The sequence below is a fragment of the Pseudoclavibacter sp. VKM Ac-2888 genome (genome assembly GCF_015351285.1).
In the GTDB taxonomy this organism is placed as follows: domain Bacteria; phylum Actinomycetota; class Actinomycetes; order Actinomycetales; family Microbacteriaceae; genus Pseudoclavibacter.
Window position 1 is genome coordinate 99,525 of the sequence record NZ_JADKSM010000004.1, and the last position, 18,534, is coordinate 118,058.

Sequence of the window (18,534 nt, forward strand, 5' to 3'; positions counted from 1 at the left end):
TCGCTGTGTTCTTCGGGGCTGTCGAGCCCGCCGGAGCTGGTGTCTGTACGGCTGACACGGGATTGCCCTTCTGTCGCGTTGCGTTCTTCCGCTCAGGACTCTTGCGCCGAGAAGGTGAAGACTGAGCGGCAGCTCCCAACCACACTGCGTTGGGCATGTTGATACCCGCCTAGACTACGCCTCCCGCCGTTTCCGGCTGGCAAGGTTAACCTTCCTTGGCGGCCTTGTCTGCGTGAGGCCAAGGCATGGACCGGGCCGTTCAGGCGAGCGGCAGCGTGACGGGGCGCCGCGCCTCGGCCAACACGTCGGCATAGTGGCCGAGCAGCTCGTCGCAGACGCTCTCCCACGAGCGCGAGAGCACTCGGCGGCGGCCGGCCTCGCCCATCCTGGCACGCAGCTCGGGAGCGTCGACGAGCTTCTCGAGCATGACCCGCAGATCGAGGTCGCCTGCTCGGTCGGGGTCGAAGTGGAATCCGTCGACGCCGTGCTCGATGAGGTCGATGGGCCCGCCCGCGTAGGGGGCGACGACGGGCAGGCCACTGGCGTGGGCCTCCTGGATCGTCTGCCCGAAGGTCTCTTCCGTCCCCGTGTGCACGAAGACGTCGAAACTCGCGTAGGCCATGGCCAGGTCTCGGCCGCCGAGTCGCCCGGCGAAATGAACCGGGACCCCCTTGAGGGCCTTCCGGATGCTCGGCTCCGACGGCCCATCGCCCACGACGACCAGCTGCACGTCGTCGAGCCCCCTGAGCGAGGCGAGGCGCTCGACCTGCTTCTCGGGCGCGAGCCTGCCCACGTAGCCGATGATGGTGCGCGAGTCGGCGCCCAGGCGCTTGCGGCTGCTGCGCACGCTCTGCTCGTGCTTGTTGCGCGGATGGTAGGTCTCGAGGTCGACGCCTCGGCCCCAGCGGGTGGCGTTCGTGATCTTGGCGCGCCGCAGGTCGCCGAGCGCCGCGCTCGACGGCGCCAGCGTCAGGTCTGCGTTGTTGTGCAGCCAGCGGATGAACCACCAGGCGAAGCCCTCCATGGCGCTCAGCTTGTTGCGCTTCGTGTACCCGGCGACGTCGGTCTGGAAGACGGCCACGCTCGGTATGCCGCGTCGTTTCGCGGCTGCGATCGCCTGCGATCCCAGAAAGAGTGGACTCGCGGCGTGTACGACGTCTGGCGCGAACTCGGCGAGGAGCCGATCGACCCTGGGGGAGGGGAGTCCGACGGGGAACTGGCGGTAGTCGAGAGCAGGCACCTCGACGACGCGGAACCCCCTGTAGTCCTTCGGCGAGCCGGCTGCCGGAGTGACGACGATGGCCTCGTGTCCGCGCAGTGCGAGGTGGTCGAGCACCTTGCAGACGCTGTTCGTCACGCCGTTGACGGTGGGGAGGAAGCTCTCGGTGACGACAGCGATGCGCATAGGGCGAACGTAGGTGCTGGGAGTGGCACGGAGGTGAACTCGCGGCGACGCCCGCACGACGACTTCTCCACAGCTTCGTCCCGCCGAAACCAGCGCGTGACAGTGTTCCCCTAGGGTGTTGCGCATGGCAGATGCGATCGATCGGTTCTATGGCGTGATTCCAGCGGGAGGCGTCGGCTCCCGACTGTGGCCCCTCTCGCGGGCCGAAGCCCCGAAATTCCTCCACGACGTCGTCGGGAACGGCTCGACCCTCCTGCGGGCGACCTGGGACCGCCTCGCGCCGCTGTGCGCGGAGGACCGGCTCCTCGTCGTGACGGGAGAGGCGCACGCCAAGGAGGTGCGCGCGCAGCTCCCAGAGCTCATCGAGGAGAACATCGTCCTCGAGAGCGAGGGTCGCGAGTCGACGGCGGCCATCGGCCTCGCCGCGGCCATCCTGCAGCGGCGTGTGCCCGACGCCATCATCGGCTCGTTCGCCGCTGACCACCTCATCGGTGCGACCGACCGCTTCGCAGCGGCGGTGCGCGAAGCCGTCGAGGCGGCCGACGCCGGAGCCATCGTCACGATCGGCATCCAGCCCATCGAGCCGTCCACCGCCTTCGGCTACATCCGAGCGGGCAAGCCGCTGAAGATCCCCGCCGCCCCGAGTGCGCGGAAGGTCGACGCGTTCGTCGAGAAGCCCAAGGAGGCGACAGCTCGCCGCTACCTCGCCTCCGGCGAGTACCTCTGGAACGCCGGCATGTTCTTCGCCCGCGTCGACCGCCTCATGGAGGCGCTGGCCGAGTCGAACCCGCCACTGGCCGCCGGCATCAATGAGATCGCGGATGCCTGGGGCACCGATCAGCAGGCGGAGGTCACCGCTCGCGTCTGGCCGAACCTCGAGAAGATCGCCATCGACTACACCGTCGCCGAGCCGGCGGCCGCCCGCGGCGAGCTGGCCGTCATCCCCGGCTACTTCCAGTGGGACGACGTGGGGGACTTCGCGGCCGTGAGCCGGCTCCGCAAGAGCACCAACGGGAACGGCGTGACCGTGCACGGCGATGAGAGCAACGTCGTGGTCGTCGACGGCTCCGGCCTCATCGTCAACCACACCGACCGCGTCGTCGCGATCGCCGGCATCAAGGACATCGTCGTGGTCGACACCCCGGATGCGCTGCTCGTCACGACCGCGGCGAACGCGCAGAAGGTCAAGCAGCTCGTCGCCGAGATCAAGGCGTCGAAGCGGCCGGAAGTCCTCTAGCCCGCCTTCCACTCATCTGCGCGCGTGCACGGTCACAACGATCCGTGCACGCGCGTAGCGGTCTGCACCCGGCTCCCACTACTCTTCCGGCATGTCACGCTCTCGTATTCCAGGCGCCGTCGGCGCGCTCGCTATCGCTGCCCTCGCTCTCACGGCCTGCCAGGCGCCGCCAGAGGCGCCTGGGTCGACGGGCGCAGCGGCTGCGGGAAGCGACTACCTGGCGTGCATGGTCGCGAACAGCGGCAACATCCAGGACCGCTCCTTCAACCAGGCCGTCTTCGAGTCGCTCGAGGCGGCCAAGGCGGAGTACGGCGTCGACATGCGCGAGACGGTCTCGCAGTCGCAGGCTGACTACGAGACGAACCTCGAGACCATGGTCGGCGAGGGCTGCGACTACATCGTCACGGTCGGCTGGGAGCTGGCCGACGCGACCCGCGCTTCCGCGGAGGCGAACCCGGACATCACGTACTCGATCGTCGACGAGGTCGTGGATGGTCCCAACGTCGCGTCCATCGTGCACGACACGGCCCAGGCGGCGTTCCTTGCCGGCTACCTGGCGGCGGGGGTCAGCAAGACCGGGGTCGTCGGGACGTTCGGCGGCGGCAACCAGCCGCCCGTGACGGTCTTCATGGACGGCTTCGCGGCGGGCGTCGAGCAGTACAACACGACGAAGGGCGCCTCGGTGCGGGTCGTCGGCTGGGACCCGGAGTCGCAGCAGGGATCCTTCACCGACGACTTCACGAACACGAACGCCGCGCAGACCACGGCGCAGGGGCTCATCTCGCAGGGGGCCGACATCATCATGCCCGTCGCGGCTCAGGCGGGCGAGGGTGCTGCTGCGGCGGCACTGGCCGCGGGCGATGTCGGCATCATCTGGGTCGACTCCGACGGGTACGAGCTTCTGGGCGAGGAGTACCGGCCGCTCCTGGTCACGACGGTAGAGAAGCGGATGGAGCCGGCCATCCTCGGCGTCATCGGCTCCGACATCGCGGGGACCTTCGAGGCGGGCAACAACGTCGGCACGCTCGAGAACGACGGCGTCGGGCTCTCGTCCTTCCACGACTGGGATGCGAAGATCCCCGCCGAGCTGAAGGCGGAGGTCGAGGCGCTCAAGGCCAAGATCATCTCCGGCGAGATCATCGTCGAGTCGCCGTCATCGCCGACGGGAGCGAACTGACGGACCCCCGGAGCGGGCATCCGCACGTCCGCACCGACCGATCGGCCTGCGACGATGCGGTGCCGTGAGCGTCGCCGGGCGACGCGCCGAGAAACACACTCGTAACTGTGCAACGGTCGGGTTTCGATTCCGATTTCGGCCGAATTGTGACGCAGCGCTACGGCTATGCTCGGGCAATCACCAGCTTCGTCGTGTTCGCGTTCTGCGGCCCGACGGACATCCAACTCAGGAGGATCGAGAGTGGCTATCTCTTCGAAGCAGCGTTTCGCTGCACTTGGCACGGTGGGCGTCGCAGCCCTCGTGCTCGCCGGTTGTGCCCCCGCGCCAGAAGCAGGCGATGGGGCCGCTGAAGGCGCATCCGACTTCACCGCGTGCATGGTGTCTGACGAGGGCGGGTTCGACGACCGCTCCTTCAACCAGCTTGCGCACACGGGGCTCGAGAACGCGGAGTCCGAGCTCGGAGTCAACGTGCTCGAGGCGGAGTCGGCAACACCGGACGACTACGCGGCAAACCTGACGACCATGGTCGACCAGGGCTGCAAGATCATCGTTCCCGTCGGCTTCAAGCTGGCAGACGCGACGGCCGCAGCGGCCGAGGCGAACCCAGACGTCGACTTCGCGATCGTCGACGTCGAGGGCCTCGGCATCCCGAACGTGCTCGAGCTCAACTACGACACGGCGCAGGCCGCGTTCCTCGCGGGCTACGCCTCGGCTGCGTACTCCAAGACGGGCACCGTCGCCACCTACGGCGGCGCCGCCATCCCGACCGTCACGATCTTCATGGACGGCTTCGCCAACGGCGTCAAGCACTTCAACGAGGTCAAGGGCAAGGACGTCAAGGTCATCGGCTGGGACGTCGACTCGCAGCAGGGCTCGTTCGTGGACGACTTCACGAACGTCTCCCGCGCCAAGGAGATCTCCACCGGCTTCCTCAGCCAGGGTGCAGACGTCATCCTCCCCGTCGGCGGCCCCCTCTACCAGGGTGCAGCTGAGGCGATCCGCGAAGGCGGCCAGGACGCCGTCATCCTCGGCGTCGACTCCGACCTCGCGGTCGCAGACGAGCAGTACGCGGACATCATCCTCGTGTCGATCATGAAGGGCCTCGACGTCACGGTTCTCGACGCGATCTCCCAGAGCGTCGACGGCACCTTCGAGGGTGGCACGACCTACACGGGCGTCCTCGAGAACGAGGGCGTCGGCCTCTCCGGCTTCGGAGCCTTCGAGTCCGAGCTGCCCTCCGGCACGCTCGACGAGATCGACACCCTGAAGCAGGAAGTCATCGACGGCAAGTACCCGGAACTGTCGCCTTCCTCACCCAAGGTCTGATCCTCTGCTGTCCAGATTGACGTCTGGGCACAACATGATGCGGGGCCGTCGCGCAAACTCGCGGCGGCCCCGTAGCATGCCTACGCATGCATCTCGAGCTGGCGGCGGTCACCACCGCGACCGGCTCGCGTATCACCGGCCCACCAGGCCGTATTCCGCACTACTGCACAGCGAAGTGGACCGCTATGAAACTCGAGCTTCGAGGCATCACCAAGCGATTTGGTGCCTTCACGGCCAACGACAACATCAACCTCACGATCGAGGAGGGCGAGATCCATGCGCTCCTCGGCGAGAACGGTGCTGGCAAGTCGACCCTGATGAACGTGCTCTACGGCCTCTATCAGGCCGATGAGGGCGAGATCCTGCTGGACGACGACGTCCGGCACTTCTCCGGTCCTGGCGATGCCATGGCCGCCGGCATCGGAATGGTCCACCAGCACTTCATGCTCATCCCCGTCTTCACCGTGGCGGAGAACCTCATGCTCGGGCACGAGCCGGCCAGTGGGCTCGGCGTGCTCGACATCGACAGCGCGCGCCAGAAGGTGCGCGACCTGTCGGCGCAGTTCGGCTTCAACATCGACCCCGATGCGCTGGTCGAGCACCTGCCCGTCGGCGCGCAGCAGCGCGTCGAGATCATCAAGGCCCTCTCGCGCGACGCGAAGATCCTGGTCCTGGACGAGCCCACCGCCGTGCTCACGCCCCAGGAGACCGACGAGCTCATCGTCATCATGGATCAGCTGCGCAAGGCCGGCACCTCCATCGTCTTCATCACGCACAAGCTGCGAGAGGTCCGCAAGGTGGCGGACCGCATCACGGTCATCCGGCGAGGCAAGGTCGTCGGCACGGCGCTCCCGAGCGAGTCCAACGAAGAGCTCGCGGCGAAGATGGTGGGCCGAGCGGTCGACCTCGACGTCGACAAGGAGGCCCCGAAGCTGGGCGAGACGACGTTCGTCGTCTCCGAGCTGACGGTCTTCGACGAAGTCGGCGCCAAGCAGGTCGACGAGCTGAGCTTCGAGGTGCGCGAGGGCGAGATCCTCGTGATCGCCGGCGTGCAGGGCAACGGTCAGACCGAGCTCACGGAGGCCATCCTCGGCCTCCACAAGAAGGCGCTCGGCTCGATCAGCCTCGACGGCAACGAGCTCATCGGGCAGTCGGTCAAGAAGACGCTGGATGCGGGACTCGGCTTCGTGCCGGAAGACCGCACCGAAGACGGCATCGTCGGCGACTTCACGATCGCGGAGAACCTCGTGCTCGACCGGGCGGACCGCCCGCCGTTCTCGAACGGCATCGCGCTCAACCTGCGGGAGATCACCGCCTTCGCGGAGAAGAACGTCAAGGACTTCGACGTCCGGGCACCGTCCATCGAGACGGCCGTGGGTCGTCTCTCCGGCGGAAACCAGCAGAAGGTCGTCCTCGCGCGCGAGCTCGGCCGCGACCTGCGGATGTTCATCGCCTCGCAGCCGACCCGAGGTCTCGACGTCGGATCGATCGAGTTCGTGCACGAGCAGATCGTGCGCGTCCGCGACTCGGGCATCCCGGTCATCATCGTGTCGACGGAGCTCGACGAAGTAGTCCAGCTGGCAGATCGGATCATGGTCATGTACCAGGGCAAGAGCATGGGAATCGTTGGACCGGAGACGTCGCGAGACGTGCTCGGCCAGATGATGGCGGGGGTAGAGGTATGAGCCAGCTGCAGAACGTGACGGCGGAGACCCCGCCGCCACCCGGCACCCAGGTGCCGGCCGCCGCGAGCGAGCAGTCGCCGTGGCACGGCCTCTGGCGCGACATCCTCGGCGGAGGGCCGCTGCGCTCGATCCTCGCGATCGTGCTGGCGCTGCTCATCGGCTCCCTCCTCGTCGTCTTCACGAGCGACGACGTGCTCGAGACCACCGGCTACTTCTTCTCGCGGCCGATGGACCTCTTCACGGCGGCGGGCGGCGTCATCGGCGGTGCGTTCCGCGCGCTGTGGGAAGGCGCGATCTACTCGCCCCGCAACGGCTTCGTGCCGCTGACCAACACGCTCATGTGGGCGACCCCGCTCATCACGGCGGGCCTCGGCGTCGCGTTCGCGTTCCGTGCCGGCCTCTTCAACATCGGTGGTCAGGGTCAGATCCTCATCGCCGCGCTCTTCACGGGCTTCATCGGCGCGAGCCTGCAGCTGCCGTTCGTCGTGCACGTCCTCGTGGCGGCGTTCGCCGGCATCGTCGGCGGCTCGCTCTGGGCCGGCATCGCCGGCTGGCTGAAGGCGCAGACCGGCGCCCACGAGGTGATCGTCACGATCATGCTCAACTGGATCGCCTTCTGGGGCATCACCTACCTGCTGAAGACCCCGGTCTTCCAGGCCGAGGGTGCTGGCGGCAACGCCAAGGCCAAGCCCATCGTCGAGTCCGCGCAGCTGCCTGACCTCGTCGGTGCCGCCGACTGGGGCTTCATCCTCGCCATCGCCGCCGCATTCGTCTACTGGTGGATCATGGAGCGCACCACGGTCGGCTTCAAGGTGCGCGCGGTCGGCCTCAACCCGAGCGCCGCTCGAACGGCCGGCATCAACGTCGCCTTCATCACCTTCCTCACGATGGCCATCGCCGGCGCCTTCATCGGCCTCGCCGGTGCCACGCAGGTGCTCGGTCGCGCGACAGCGGGCTACGACCCCGGAGTGCACGCGGGTATCGGCTTCGATGCCATCACCGTCGCGCTGCTCGGCGCCGGTCACCCGGTCGGCATCATCCTCGCCGGCCTCCTCTTCGGAGCGCTCAAGGCGGGCTCCTTCCCCATGCAGGTCGTCGAGGGCATCCCCATCGACATCGTCGCCGTCATCCAGGGCCTCATCGTGCTCTTCATCGCAGCGCCGCCGCTCATCCGGGCAATCTTCCGCCTCCCGCGGCCGTCCGGCATCCGACTCCTCGACCGCATCCGCGCGTCGCGCGAGGGCCGGGAAGACAGCAGCGACAAGGGCAGCAACGGCAAGAAGAACGAGGTGAACGCATGACCGCAGTGACGCCGAGCACCGAGGAGCAGATCCCGGTAGGGGCAAGCACCAAAGCGGAGGTCCGCTCGACCCGCAGCTGGAAGGCGCCGATCGCGTACGCGTTCTTCAGCGCGCTCGTCCTCATCGTCTTCGGGCTGCTCGCACCTGCGGGAGCCTCGAGCACGATCGACCTGAACTCGGATGGCGTCCCCATCAAGTTCGCCCCCCTGGTCCTGCCGACCATGATGACGAACCTCATCATCGGCGTGATCCTCGCCGGAATCACCGTCGTCGCCTTCCTCCGCACAGCGGCGGGCGAGAAGCTGCCCATGTGGGTCATGGTCGTCTTCGGCGTCCTCTGGGTGTGGGCGCTCATCGTCTTCATCGGCGCCAACGCCAACGTCCCGCTCACCTGGCTCCTCACCGGAACGCTCGCCATCTCGACCCCGCTGATCTTCGGATCCATGGCGGGACTCGTCTCGGAGCGCGTCGGCGTCGTGAACATCGCCATCGAGGGCCAGCTCCTCGCCGGCGCGTTCACCTCGGCGCTCATCGGCTCCATGACGGGCAACCCGTTCCTTGGCCTCCTCGGCGCGATCCTCGCGGGCATGCTCGTCTCGCTCATCCTCGCGGTCTTCTCGATCCGCTACCTCGTCGAGCAGGTGGTCGTCGGCGTGGTCATCAACATGCTGGTCATCGGCCTGACGAACTTCCTCTACTCGGGCGTCATGACCCGCGACAGCGGGTTCCTCAACACGATCGCGCAGAACGAGAAGTACCCGCGCTTCGCGATCCCGCTGCTGAGCGACATCCCCGTCATCGGGCCGCTGCTCTTCGACAACACCTTCATCGTGTACCTCATGTTCCTCACGGTGCCCGCGCTCACCTTCGCGCTCTTCAAGACCCGCTGGGGCCTGCGCCTCCGCGCCGTCGGCGAGCACCCGAAGGCTGCCGACACGGTCGGGATCAAGGTCAACAAGACCCGGTTCTGGAACGTCCTCCTCTCGGGTGCAATCGCCGGCGCGGGCGGGAGCTTCTTCACGCTCGGCAGCGTCGGCTCGTTCAGCCAGGAGATGACAAGCGGCCAGGGCTACATCGCCCTCGCCGCACTGATCTTCGGGCGCTGGCACCCCGTCTACGCCACCCTCGCGGCGCTGCTTTTCGGCTTCGCCTCGAACCTGAAGACCCTCGTGAGCCAGGTCGGCGCGAACATCCCACCCGAGTTCATGGCGATGATCCCCTACATCGTCACGATCCTCGCCGTGGCCGGATTCGTCGGCCAGTCGCGCGGACCCGCCGCGGCGGGCAAACCCTACGTGAAGGCATAGCGATGACAGCACCGGACACCGAAGCGCTCGCACCCGACTGGGAAGCCCTGCGTCAGGCCGCACGCGACATCATGGCGAAGGCCTACGCGCCGTACTCGAACTACTCGGTCGGCGCCGCCGCGCTCGTCGACGACGGACGCATCGTCGTCGGCTGCAACGTCGAGAACGCCAGCTACGGAGTCGGCCTGTGCGCCGAGTGCGGGCTCGTGTCCGCGCTCCAGGCGAGCGGCGGCGGCAAGCTCGTCGCGTTCTCCTGCTGCAACGGCGCCGGCGACATCATCATGCCGTGCGGCCGCTGCCGTCAGCTGCTGTACGAGTTCTCAGCACCAGGGATGCTCCTCGACACCGTCTCGGGCATCCGCACCATCGACCAGGTACTGCCGGATGCGTTCGGCCCCAGAGATCTCGAAGGGATCGCATGAGCTCCACCCCCGCCCTCTCCGCAATCGAGGCGTTCGACGCCGTCGACCTCATCAAGGCGAAGCGCGACGGGCGATCCCTGTCGACGCCGGAGATCGACTGGCTCATCTCGCGGTACGCGAACGGCTTCGTGGGCGACGAGCAGATGGCCGCGATGGCGATGGCGATCTTCCTCAACGGCATGGAGCGCACCGAGATCCGCGACATGACCCTCGCGATGATCGCATCCGGTGAGCGGATGAACTTCGACGGGCTCGGCAAGGTCACGGTCGACAAGCACTCCACCGGGGGCGTCGGCGACAAGATCACGCTTCCGCTCATGCCGCTCGTCGCCTCCTTCGGTGTCGCGGTGCCGCAGCTCTCCGGCCGCGGGCTCGGCCACACGGGAGGAACCCTCGACAAGCTCGAGGCCATCCCCGGCTGGCGGGCCGACCTCAGCAACGAGGAGATGTTCCGCCTCCTCCAGGAGATCGGCGGCGTCATCTGCGCCGCTGGAGCCGGCCTGGCGCCAGCCGACAAGAAGCTGTACGCGCTCCGCGACATCACCGGCACGGTCGAGTGCATCCCGCTCATCGCGTCGAGCATCATGTCGAAGAAGATCGCGGAGGGCACCGACTCGCTCGTGCTCGACGTGAAGTTCGGCTCCGGATCCTTCATGGGCGACATTGAGCGCTCCCGCGCGCTCGCCGAGACCATGGTGGCGCTCGGCGAAGACGCCGGCGTGCGCACGTCGGCGCTGCTCACGAACATGAACGTCCCGCTCGGGCTCGCGATCGGCAACGCCAACGAGGTTCGCGAGTCGGTCGAGGTGCTCGCTGGTGGGGGGCCTGCCGACGTCGTCGAGCTCACGGTCGAGCTCGCCCGCGAGATGCTCCGTCTGGCGGGCCAGCCGGACGCCGACGTCGAGGGTGCGCTGAAGAACGGCGCGGCGATGGATGTGTGGCGGCGCTGGGTCGCGGCGCAGGACGGCGACCCGGACGGCGCGCTGCCCGTGGCGAACGAGACGCACGAGGTGCGGGCAGACCGCGACGGCGTGCTCACCCGCCAGGAGGCGCTGCCCTTCGGCATCGCCGCGTGGCGCCTCGGAGCGGGCCGCGCGCGCAAGCAGGACCCGGTCATCCACGCGGCCGGGATCGACCTGGCTGCGAAGCCGGGCGACACCGTCAAGAAGGGCGATGTGCTCTTCACGCTCTCTGCCGAGGACGCCGCTCGCTTCCCGCGTGCGCTCGAGGCGCTCGAGGGTGCGTACGAGGTCGGGGACGCCGGGTCGGAGGTTCTCACCGGCGGTCCGCTCATCGCAGGACGCATCGGGGCCGAATAGTGCAGGCAGGCGGTGTCGAGAAGGGAAACCTTCTCCACACCGCCGCGCCGCCTCGCGCGCCGGTTGTCTCCGCCCGATAGAATCAGGGCTCTGGACGGCCGCACTTGTTGGTTCGCGGCCACATTCGAAGGGGAACACCGTGTCTGTGCAGAGCTCCGCGCCATACGACGAGGGCGATTTCACGCTACGAGACGGCACCAGCATCCGAGCGCTGCCGAAGGTGTCGCTGCATGACCACCTCGACGGTGGGCTGCGGGCGCAGACCATCATCGAGCTCGCCGACGAGATCGGTCTGGAACTCCCCGCGACGAGTGCTCCCGAACTGTCGAACTGGTTCTCCGACCAGTCCGACTCCGGCTCGCTCGTCGAGTACCTCAAGACCTTCGACGTCACCACGGCCGTCATGCAGACCACACACGGTCTGCGGCGCGTCGCTCGCGACTTCGTCAACGACCTCGGCGCCGACGGGGTCGTCTACGGCGAAGTCCGCTGGGCGCCAGAGCAGCACCTCAAGCGTGGCCTGAGCCTCGACGACGCCGTGAACGCGGTCCAGGCCGGCATCAATGAGGGCATCGACGACGTCCGATCCCACGGCAAGCGCATCCGCGTCGGCCAGCTCGTGAGCGCCATGCGCCACGCTGGCAACGGACTCGAGATCGCGAAGCTCGCCGTGCGCCACCGCGAGGCTGGCGTCGTCGGCTTCGACATCGCCGGCCCGGAGGACGGGTTCCCGCCCACGAACCTCCAGGAAGCCTTCGACTACCTCATGTCGGAACGGTTCCCCGCCACGGTCCACGCCGGGGAAGCCGCAGGCCTCGACTCCATCGAGAGCGCCCTCTTCGACGCCCACGCGCTGCGCCTCGGCCACGGCGTGCGCATCGCAGAAGACATCGACCTCGAGGGCGAAGACGACGACGGCACCTACGTGTCGCTCGGCCGGCTGGCCCAGTGGGTGCGCGACCGCCGCATCCCGCTCGAGCTCAGCCCATCCTCGAACCTGCAGACCGGCGCCATCGCCGCCTGGGGAGACAGCATCGAAGACCATCCCTTCGATCTGCTCCACCAGCTCGGCTTCACGGTGACCGTCAACACCGACAACCGCCTCATGAGCGCGACCAGCATTTCCCGAGAGCTGACGCTGCTCGCCGACGCCTTCGACTACGACCTCGCCGACCTGGAGACGTTCCAGCTGAACGCCGCCGAGGGCGCGTTCCTGCCGATCGAAGACCGGGAAGAGCTGGCTGAGATCGTGAGCGAAGGGTTCGACGAGGCAGGAGCATGAACGCGCAGGCCACACCTGAGCTTCAGTTCGACGCAAGCAGCGTGCGCCTCGCCGAGCAGGCGCTCGACTGGCGGCAGGCCGTCGGTCAGATGGGCGAGCTGCTCGCCGAGCGCGGCTACGCGAAGCGCGGCTACACCAGCAACATGGTCCGCGTCATCGAACGTTTCGGGCCGTATGTCGTCGTCGGTCCGGGCGTCGCGCTCGTGCACGCGCGTCCCGGTGAGGAGACCATCGAGAACGGTCTGGCCGTCATCACCTACCCGGAAGGCGTCGGCTTCGGCCATGCTCGCTACGACCCCGTGCGCATCGTCGTCGGCATGACGGCGACCAGCGCGTCGGAGCACCTCAAGCTCATCGCCGCGCTGGCGAAGACGTTCGACAACGACGCGGTGCTCGGCGAGCTCGTCGCCGCAGCCACGCCCGAGAAGTTCGTCGAGCTCCTCAAGCCGAGGCTCGTCGCAGCGGGGCTGCTCATCGCCTGACCGGGCTTCTCGTCTCATCGGCACGACACTGCGCAGGAGCGCGCCGCCGCTCGGTGCGCAGAAAGTGCCGCAGGGCGGGGGAACACCCCCACCGTCGTGTCCGATTTCCGCGAGCTCTGGCGGGGGCAACCTGCCAGACTCGTCGCATGGCAAGCATCACACTCACCGGCGACGAGCGGTACCGCGCGATCCTCGCCAAGGATCGACGCTTCGACGGGCAGTTCATCACCGCCGTCGGGTCGACCGGCATCTACTGCAGACCGAGCTGCCCCGCCCGCACACCCAAGCGGGAGAACGTCACGTTCTACCCGACGAGCGCCGCCGCCCACGAGGCCGGGTACCGGGCCTGCAAGCGCTGCCTGCCGGATGCGGCACCCGGTGACCCAGCCTGGAACCTCCGCGGCGACGTCGCCGGCAGGGCCATGCGGCTTATCGGCGACGGGGTCGTGGAGCGTGAAGGGGTCCCTGGCCTCGCTGCCCGACTCGGCTACTCGTCCAGGCACCTCGCGAGGGTACTCACCGCCGAACTGGGCGCGGGTCCGCTTGCGCTTGCACGCGCGCAGCGGGCACGCACGGCGGCGACGCTGCTCGGCGCCACGGACCTGCCCTTCGGCGAGGTGGCCTTCGCGGCCGGCTTCGCGAGTGTCAGAGCGTTCAACGAGACCATCCAGGAGGTCTTCCAACTGACGCCGACCCTCGTGCGCGAGCGATCGCGAAGACGAGCCGTGGCGGCCGCGTCGCGAGTCACGGACGGGGGCCTCGGGAGCTTCGGCGCTGGCCTGGCGCTGAGCACCGGAGCCGCCCCGCTGACGCTGTCGCTCGCGTACCGGGAGCCGTACGACGCCGTGGGCGTCTTCGCCTGGCTCCGGGAGCGCGCCATCGACGGGGTCGAGGTCGCGACCGACGATCGGTACGAGCGCAGTCTCCTCCTCCCGGGAGGCCCCGCATGGTTCGGCGTGGACGCTGGCGGCCCGCAGCCCGCGTCGCTGCGACTCCGCGCGCGCCTCACCGACCTCAGCGACCTGCAGGCCCTCGTCACGCGTGTGCGCCGGCTCTTCGACCTGGATGCGGACCCGGCGGCCGTCGACGGAGCGCTCTCCGTGCATCCGGCGATCGCGGAGCGCGTGCGCCTTCGCCCGGGCCGGCGCCTGCCCGGAGCAGTGGACCCCGACGAGATGCTGTTTCGCGCCATCATCGGGCAGCAGATCACCGTCTCGGCGGCACGGACGGCTCTTGGTCGCCTCGCCGCGCGGGCGGGGGCCTCGCTCGAGCAGAACGGCGACAACGAGGAACACGCGGCCGAGCTCGGCGTGAACCGCCTCTTCCCGAGCGCAGCCGCCATCGCGGAGCTCGGCGAGGCATCCTTCGCCGGCCCCAAGGCACGGTCGGCGACCATCACACGCGTCGCCGAGGCGATCGCGGACGGCCGACTGCGGCTCTCGCCGGGTGACGACATCGCCGAGCAGCACGAGGCGCTGACGGCGTTCAAGGGCATCGGCGACTGGACGGCCGGCTACGTGAGCATGCGGGTGCTTGGCAACCCAGACGTGCTGCTCACGGGAGACGTCGCCCTGCGAAGCGGAGCCAGAGCGCTCGGCCTTCCACCTGAGCCCAGAGCCCTCACGGACGTCGCGGAGCAGTTCAGGCCGTGGCGAAGCTACCTGTCCCTCCACCTCTGGGGAGCTGTCCCGCCCAGGGCACGACCCGGCACCAAGATCCGCGCCACCGCGCAGACACCGCCCACCACCACGGAGACACCAGCATGAGCACGCAGACCAGCAGTGAAGCTCGGGCCGTCATCGAGACGCTCGACACCCCAGACGGGCCGTTCACGATCATCGCCCGCGACCGTGACGGGGCGGTGCTCGCCTCAGGCTGGAGCGACGACGAGCAGCGTGTCCTGGAGCGCATCACGGCGCAGGCCAGGCCGAACGCCGTCGCGCGGGGTCGCGCTGCCGCCTCCGATGCCGTGCGTGCGTACTACGACGGTGATCTCCGCGCCATCGACGACGTGCTGGTCGCCCAGTTCGGCGCGACGTTCCGGATGCAGGGGTGGCTCGGTCTGCGGGCCATCGAGGCAGGGCATCCGCTCACCTACACGGAGTTCGCGACGGCTCTCGGACGGCCGACGGCCGTGCGCGCGGCAGCGAGCATCTGCGCCAGCAACGCGCCTGCGCTCTTCGTGCCCTGCCACCGGGTACTGCGCTCGGACGGCACGCTCGGCGGATTCGCGTGGGGTATCGACGTCAAGCGCTCCCTCCTGCAGCGCGAGCTCGCCCACGCCGATTGACGAGCCGGGCGACCTCGTCTGCCGTTTCGGGGTGGGTTTGGCGCTTGCGGATGGGTTGCAAGCCATCGCGAGGCGTGCAAGCCATCCCGAAACCTTGGTGCATCGCGAAGCGGGCGTGGATCGCGAAGCGGGCGAGGAAGCCATCCCGAGACAGGAAGGTCTGCCGCTCGTCTGTTTCGGGGTGGGTTTGGCGCTTGCGGATGGGTTGCAAGCCAGCGCGAGGCGTGCAAGCCATCCCGAAGTCGGGGTGGATCCTGAAGCGGGCGTGGATCGCGCGGCGGGGGTGGATCGCGAAGCGGGCGAGGAAGCCATCCCGAGACAGGAACGTCTGCCGCTCGTCTGTTTTGGGGTGGGTTTGGCGCTTGCGGATGGGTTGCAAGCCATCCGCAGGCGTGCATGCCATCCCGAAGTCGGGGGTGGATCCTGAAGCGGGCGTGGATCCCGCGGCGGGGGTGGATCCTGAAGCGGGCGAGGAAGCCATCCCGCGACAGGAACGTCTGCCGCTGGTCTGTTTCGGGGTGGGTTTGGCGCTTGCGGATGGGTTGCAAGCCATCGCGAGGCGTGAAAGCCATCCCGACACCTTGGCAGATCGTGAAGCCAGGGTGCAGCGCGAAGCCAGCGCGGAACGTGGTGCTGCGACGAGAGCCTCCCCTGAGCGGACGCTGGTCCGTCAGGAGAGGCTCTCGTGTGGAGTCCTTCGCCTACGCGGTGGTGAGGGTGACCCGCAGGGCCTCGCCGGCCCTGGCTGCCTTCGCCTCGGCGTCTGCCGCGCGCTCGGCTGGTGTGCCGTCCTCGCTGGATGCGTCGACGTACACCTTGATCTTCGGCTCCGTGCCCGAGGGCCGAACCATGACGCGTGTGCCGTCGGCGAGCTGGTAGCGCAGCAGGTCGATAGGCACCTCGTCGCCGGACAGGTCGCCGGTCTCGAGCACTGCGACGCCGCCGACCTCGGTGGGCGTGTGGCCGCGCAGGACCGCCATTACGCGGGGGATCTGGGCGATGTCGTCGAAGCGCACCGAGACCTGCGTCGACACGAACGTGCCGAAGCGCTCGGCGAAGGCGTCGTCGTGGTCGATGAGCGTGCGCCCCTCGGCCTGGAGCCCCATGATGAGCTCGAGGATCGCGACCGACGCGGAGATGCCGTCCTTGTCGTGCACCGTCTCCGGGTTGACGAGGTAGCCGAGAGCCTCCTCGTAGCCGTAGAGGATGTTCGGGGCGCGGGAGATCCACTTGAATCCCGTGGGCGTCTCGGCGTAGTCGAGCCCGTACTCGTGGGCGATGCGCCCGAGGGCTGGGGCGGAGACGACGGAGGTCGCGAGCGTGCCGTGCACGCCGTCGGCCTTCGCCTGCTCTGCGGCGCGCCAGCCGAGGATCTTCCCGATGTCGTTGCCGCCGAAGCGCCGCCAGCCGGACACGCCCTTGACGGCGACGGCGAGTCGGTCGGCGTCGGGATCGTGCGCGATGACGAGGTCGATTCCCGCAGCATCCGCCGTCTCGTAGGCGAGGTCGAGTGCGCCCGGCTCCTCGGGGTTCGGGAAGTCGAGCGTCGGGAACGCGCCGTCCGGCTCGACCTGCTGCGCGACGACGACCGGCTCGGCGATGCCGAGCTCTGCGACGACAGCGCGGAACGTCTCCCAGCCGACACCGTGCAGGGGCGTGTAGACGAAGCGCACGTCGCTCGGCGTTCCGCGCAGGAGGGCCGCGGTCGCGGACACGTAGTCGGTGACGATGGACTCGTCGGCCGTCGCGTACTCCGCGGATCGTGGGAGCTCCGGCACCTTCCGGCCGGCCGCGACCTTGCCGATCGCCTCGGCGATCTCGGCATCGACGGGCGCGACGATCTGCGAGCCGTCGTCGGCCCCGCCGAGGTACACCTTGTAGCCGTTGTCCCACTTCGGGTTGTGCGAGGCGGTGACCATGACGCCAGCGGATGCGCCGAGTCGGCGGACGGCGAATGCGAGCACGGGCGTCGGGAGCTGCCTCGGCAGGATCGTGGCGGCGACGCCCGCGGCCTGCATGATCTCCGCAGTGTCCTGCGCGAAGCGCTGCGAGTTGTTGCGGGCATCGTAGCCGATGACGATCGACGGGGACTCCTCTCGCGCGAGCAGGAAGTCGGCGAAGCCTTGAGCGGCTTGGGCGACGAGGACCCGGTTCATGCGGTTCGGGCCAGCGCCGAGGCGGCCGCGGAGGCCGGCGGTTCCGAACGCGAGGCGGGCGCAGAAGCGGTCCTGCAGCTCGCGCCAGGCCGCGGCGCGTTCGCTGGTGTCAGCGTCTTCGATGATGGCGAGCTCGGGCGACACGTCGCCGGCGGCGTCGAGCAGCTGCTGCAGCTCGGCGCGCGTCACCTCGTCGGGGTCCTGCTCGAGCCAGGACACCGCGTTGTGCCGGAGCGCGACCTGCAGCGACCGTGCGATGCCGCTCATCAGAGCTTGACCACGATCTGGGAGAGCAGCTCGGCGAGATCGGCTTCCGCCGCCTTGCCTGCCTCGAGGACCTCCGCGTGGCTCAGCGGGTTGGGCGAGACGCCGGCCGCCGGGTTCGTGATGAGTGACATGCCGAGCACCTCCATGCCGGCCTCGCGAGCCGCGATGGCTTCGAGCGCCGTCGACATGCCGACGATGTCGCCGCCGATCGTGCGCGCCATCCTGACCTCGGCGGGGGTCTCGTAGTGCGGGCCGCGGAACTGCACGTACACGCCTTCGTCGAGGTCGCGCACTGTCAGCGCGAGCTCGCGCAGGCGCGCCGAGTACAGGTCGGTGAGGTCGATGAAGGTCGCTCCCTCGAGGGGCGAGTCGGCCGTGAGGTTGATGTGATCCGAGATCAGCACGGGCGTGCCAGGGCCCCACTCGGGGCGCACGCCGCCAGCGCCGTTGGTGAGGATCATGACCGAGGCGCCGGCCGCCGCGGCGGTGCGCACGGAGTGCACGACGCGGCGCACACCCTTGCCCTCGTAGTAGTGCGTGCGCGCTGCGATGACCAGCGCGTGCTTGCCGTTCGCGAGGCGAATCGAGCGCAGCGTCCCGGAGTGGCCTGGGATGTCGGACTTCGCGAATCCGGGCACCTCGTCGGCTGGGATGGTCGCGATCGTCTCGCCGAGCAGCTCGGCCGTCTGCCCCCATCCGCTGCCGAGCGTGAGCGCGATGTCGTGGCGTTCGACACCCGTCTTCTCGGCGATGACCGCGGCAGCTGCCTGCGCGAACTCGAAGGGTGAGGTGGCTGGATCGTCGATCGACTCTGACTCGTGCGTTGACATGCACCCCAGCGTAGCGACCGGGGCGGGACCTGCGTGGAGCACAAGCGG

Annotated in this window: 16 protein-coding genes; 13 read left to right on the top strand and 3 right to left on the bottom strand. The window is 68.7% G+C overall.

Going from position 1 to position 18,534, the window contains the following annotated elements; translation table 11 throughout:
* Positions 1-259: 259 nt before the first annotated feature.
* Positions 260-1,405: a glycosyltransferase family 4 protein gene (locus tag ITJ61_RS18750; protein WP_194687112.1), complete on the bottom strand. Its 1,146-nt coding sequence runs from the start codon at positions 1,403-1,405 to the stop codon at positions 260-262.
* A gap of 124 nt (positions 1,406-1,529) precedes the next feature.
* Between ITJ61_RS18750 and ITJ61_RS18755 the strand changes: the two genes are divergently transcribed.
* From ITJ61_RS18755 to ITJ61_RS18815, 13 genes are all read left to right on the top strand, one after another.
* The gene (locus ITJ61_RS18755; RefSeq protein ID WP_104243055.1) at positions 1,530-2,642 is read left to right on the top strand and encodes a mannose-1-phosphate guanylyltransferase; all 1,113 of its coding nucleotides are present in this window, start codon (positions 1,530-1,532) and stop codon (positions 2,640-2,642) included.
* 91 nt (positions 2,643-2,733) lie between these two features.
* Complete coding sequence (locus tag ITJ61_RS18760) at positions 2,734-3,819, top strand: BMP family lipoprotein (RefSeq protein ID WP_194687113.1); 1,086 nt, start codon at positions 2,734-2,736, stop codon at positions 3,817-3,819.
* A gap of 240 nt (positions 3,820-4,059) precedes the next feature.
* Complete coding sequence (locus tag ITJ61_RS18765) at positions 4,060-5,145, top strand: BMP family lipoprotein (protein WP_258063371.1); 1,086 nt, start codon at positions 4,060-4,062, stop codon at positions 5,143-5,145.
* A gap of 185 nt (positions 5,146-5,330) precedes the next feature.
* On the top strand, positions 5,331-6,830 hold the full coding sequence (locus ITJ61_RS18770) for an ABC transporter ATP-binding protein (protein ID WP_104243049.1): 1,500 nt from the start codon (positions 5,331-5,333) through the stop codon (positions 6,828-6,830).
* The gene (locus ITJ61_RS18775; protein WP_104243047.1) at positions 6,827-8,131 is read left to right on the top strand and encodes an ABC transporter permease; all 1,305 of its coding nucleotides are present in this window, start codon (positions 6,827-6,829) and stop codon (positions 8,129-8,131) included. Before ITJ61_RS18770 ends, ITJ61_RS18775 begins: the two co-directional genes overlap by 4 nt.
* Complete coding sequence (locus ITJ61_RS18780) at positions 8,128-9,438, top strand: ABC transporter permease (RefSeq protein ID WP_194687114.1); 1,311 nt, start codon at positions 8,128-8,130, stop codon at positions 9,436-9,438. Before ITJ61_RS18775 ends, ITJ61_RS18780 begins: the two co-directional genes overlap by 4 nt.
* Before the next feature lie 2 nt (positions 9,439-9,440).
* Positions 9,441-9,860 (top strand): cytidine deaminase, encoded by a 420-nt coding sequence (locus ITJ61_RS18785; protein WP_104243042.1) that lies wholly within the window; start codon positions 9,441-9,443, stop codon positions 9,858-9,860.
* Positions 9,857-11,179, top strand: coding sequence for a thymidine phosphorylase (locus ITJ61_RS18790; RefSeq protein WP_194687115.1), 1,323 nt, complete (start codon positions 9,857-9,859; stop codon positions 11,177-11,179). The genes ITJ61_RS18785 and ITJ61_RS18790 overlap by 4 nt, the downstream gene beginning before the upstream one ends.
* Before the next feature lie 139 nt (positions 11,180-11,318).
* Complete coding sequence (locus ITJ61_RS18795; RefSeq protein ID WP_323744409.1) at positions 11,319-12,461, top strand: adenosine deaminase; 1,143 nt, start codon at positions 11,319-11,321, stop codon at positions 12,459-12,461.
* Complete coding sequence (locus ITJ61_RS18800; protein ID WP_104243038.1) at positions 12,458-12,943, top strand: PTS sugar transporter subunit IIA; 486 nt, start codon at positions 12,458-12,460, stop codon at positions 12,941-12,943. Before ITJ61_RS18795 ends, ITJ61_RS18800 begins: the two co-directional genes overlap by 4 nt.
* 146 nt (positions 12,944-13,089) lie before the next feature.
* Complete coding sequence (locus ITJ61_RS18805; protein WP_194687116.1) at positions 13,090-14,709, top strand: DNA-3-methyladenine glycosylase 2 family protein; 1,620 nt, start codon at positions 13,090-13,092, stop codon at positions 14,707-14,709.
* Positions 14,706-15,233, top strand: a complete 528-nt coding sequence (locus tag ITJ61_RS18810; RefSeq protein ID WP_194687117.1) for a methylated-DNA--[protein]-cysteine S-methyltransferase — start codon at positions 14,706-14,708, stop codon at positions 15,231-15,233. The genes ITJ61_RS18805 and ITJ61_RS18810 overlap by 4 nt, the downstream gene beginning before the upstream one ends.
* A 115-nt stretch (positions 15,234-15,348) precedes the next feature.
* Positions 15,349-15,660, top strand: coding sequence for a hypothetical protein (locus ITJ61_RS18815; protein WP_194687118.1), 312 nt, complete (start codon positions 15,349-15,351; stop codon positions 15,658-15,660).
* Positions 15,661-15,934: 274 nt separating this feature from the next.
* On the opposite strand, the gene ITJ61_RS18820 is transcribed toward ITJ61_RS18815, so the two are convergent.
* The gene (locus ITJ61_RS18820) at positions 15,935-17,656 is read right to left on the bottom strand and encodes a phospho-sugar mutase (RefSeq protein WP_194687119.1); all 1,722 of its coding nucleotides are present in this window, start codon (positions 17,654-17,656) and stop codon (positions 15,935-15,937) included.
* The gene (locus ITJ61_RS18825) at positions 17,656-18,486 is read right to left on the bottom strand and encodes a purine-nucleoside phosphorylase (protein ID WP_104243030.1); all 831 of its coding nucleotides are present in this window, start codon (positions 18,484-18,486) and stop codon (positions 17,656-17,658) included. Before ITJ61_RS18825 ends, ITJ61_RS18820 begins: the two co-directional genes overlap by 1 nt.
* Positions 18,487-18,534 lie beyond the last annotated feature (48 nt).

Bases quoted from the DNA above. Each gene is read 5' to 3' on its own strand.
- ITJ61_RS18790 (WP_194687115.1), top strand. From the start codon at position 9,857: ATGAGCTCCACCCCCGCCCTCTCCGCAATCGAGGCGTTCGACGCCGTC.
- ITJ61_RS18825 (WP_104243030.1), bottom strand. From the start codon at position 18,486: ATGTCAACGCACGAGTCAGAGTCGATCGACGATCCAGCCACCTCACCC.
- ITJ61_RS18775 (WP_104243047.1), top strand. From the start codon at position 6,827: ATGAGCCAGCTGCAGAACGTGACGGCGGAGACCCCGCCGCCACCCGGC.
- ITJ61_RS18760 (WP_194687113.1), top strand. From the start codon at position 2,734: ATGTCACGCTCTCGTATTCCAGGCGCCGTCGGCGCGCTCGCTATCGCT.
- ITJ61_RS18785 (WP_104243042.1), top strand. From the start codon at position 9,441: ATGACAGCACCGGACACCGAAGCGCTCGCACCCGACTGGGAAGCCCTG.
- ITJ61_RS18770 (WP_104243049.1), top strand. From the start codon at position 5,331: ATGAAACTCGAGCTTCGAGGCATCACCAAGCGATTTGGTGCCTTCACG.
- ITJ61_RS18755 (WP_104243055.1), top strand. From the start codon at position 1,530: ATGGCAGATGCGATCGATCGGTTCTATGGCGTGATTCCAGCGGGAGGC.
- ITJ61_RS18780 (WP_194687114.1), top strand. From the start codon at position 8,128: ATGACCGCAGTGACGCCGAGCACCGAGGAGCAGATCCCGGTAGGGGCA.
- ITJ61_RS18810 (WP_194687117.1), top strand. From the start codon at position 14,706: ATGAGCACGCAGACCAGCAGTGAAGCTCGGGCCGTCATCGAGACGCTC.
- ITJ61_RS18805 (WP_194687116.1), top strand. From the start codon at position 13,090: ATGGCAAGCATCACACTCACCGGCGACGAGCGGTACCGCGCGATCCTC.
- ITJ61_RS18800 (WP_104243038.1), top strand. From the start codon at position 12,458: ATGAACGCGCAGGCCACACCTGAGCTTCAGTTCGACGCAAGCAGCGTG.
- ITJ61_RS18750 (WP_194687112.1), bottom strand. From the start codon at position 1,405: ATGCGCATCGCTGTCGTCACCGAGAGCTTCCTCCCCACCGTCAACGGC.
- ITJ61_RS18820 (WP_194687119.1), bottom strand. From the start codon at position 17,656: ATGAGCGGCATCGCACGGTCGCTGCAGGTCGCGCTCCGGCACAACGCG.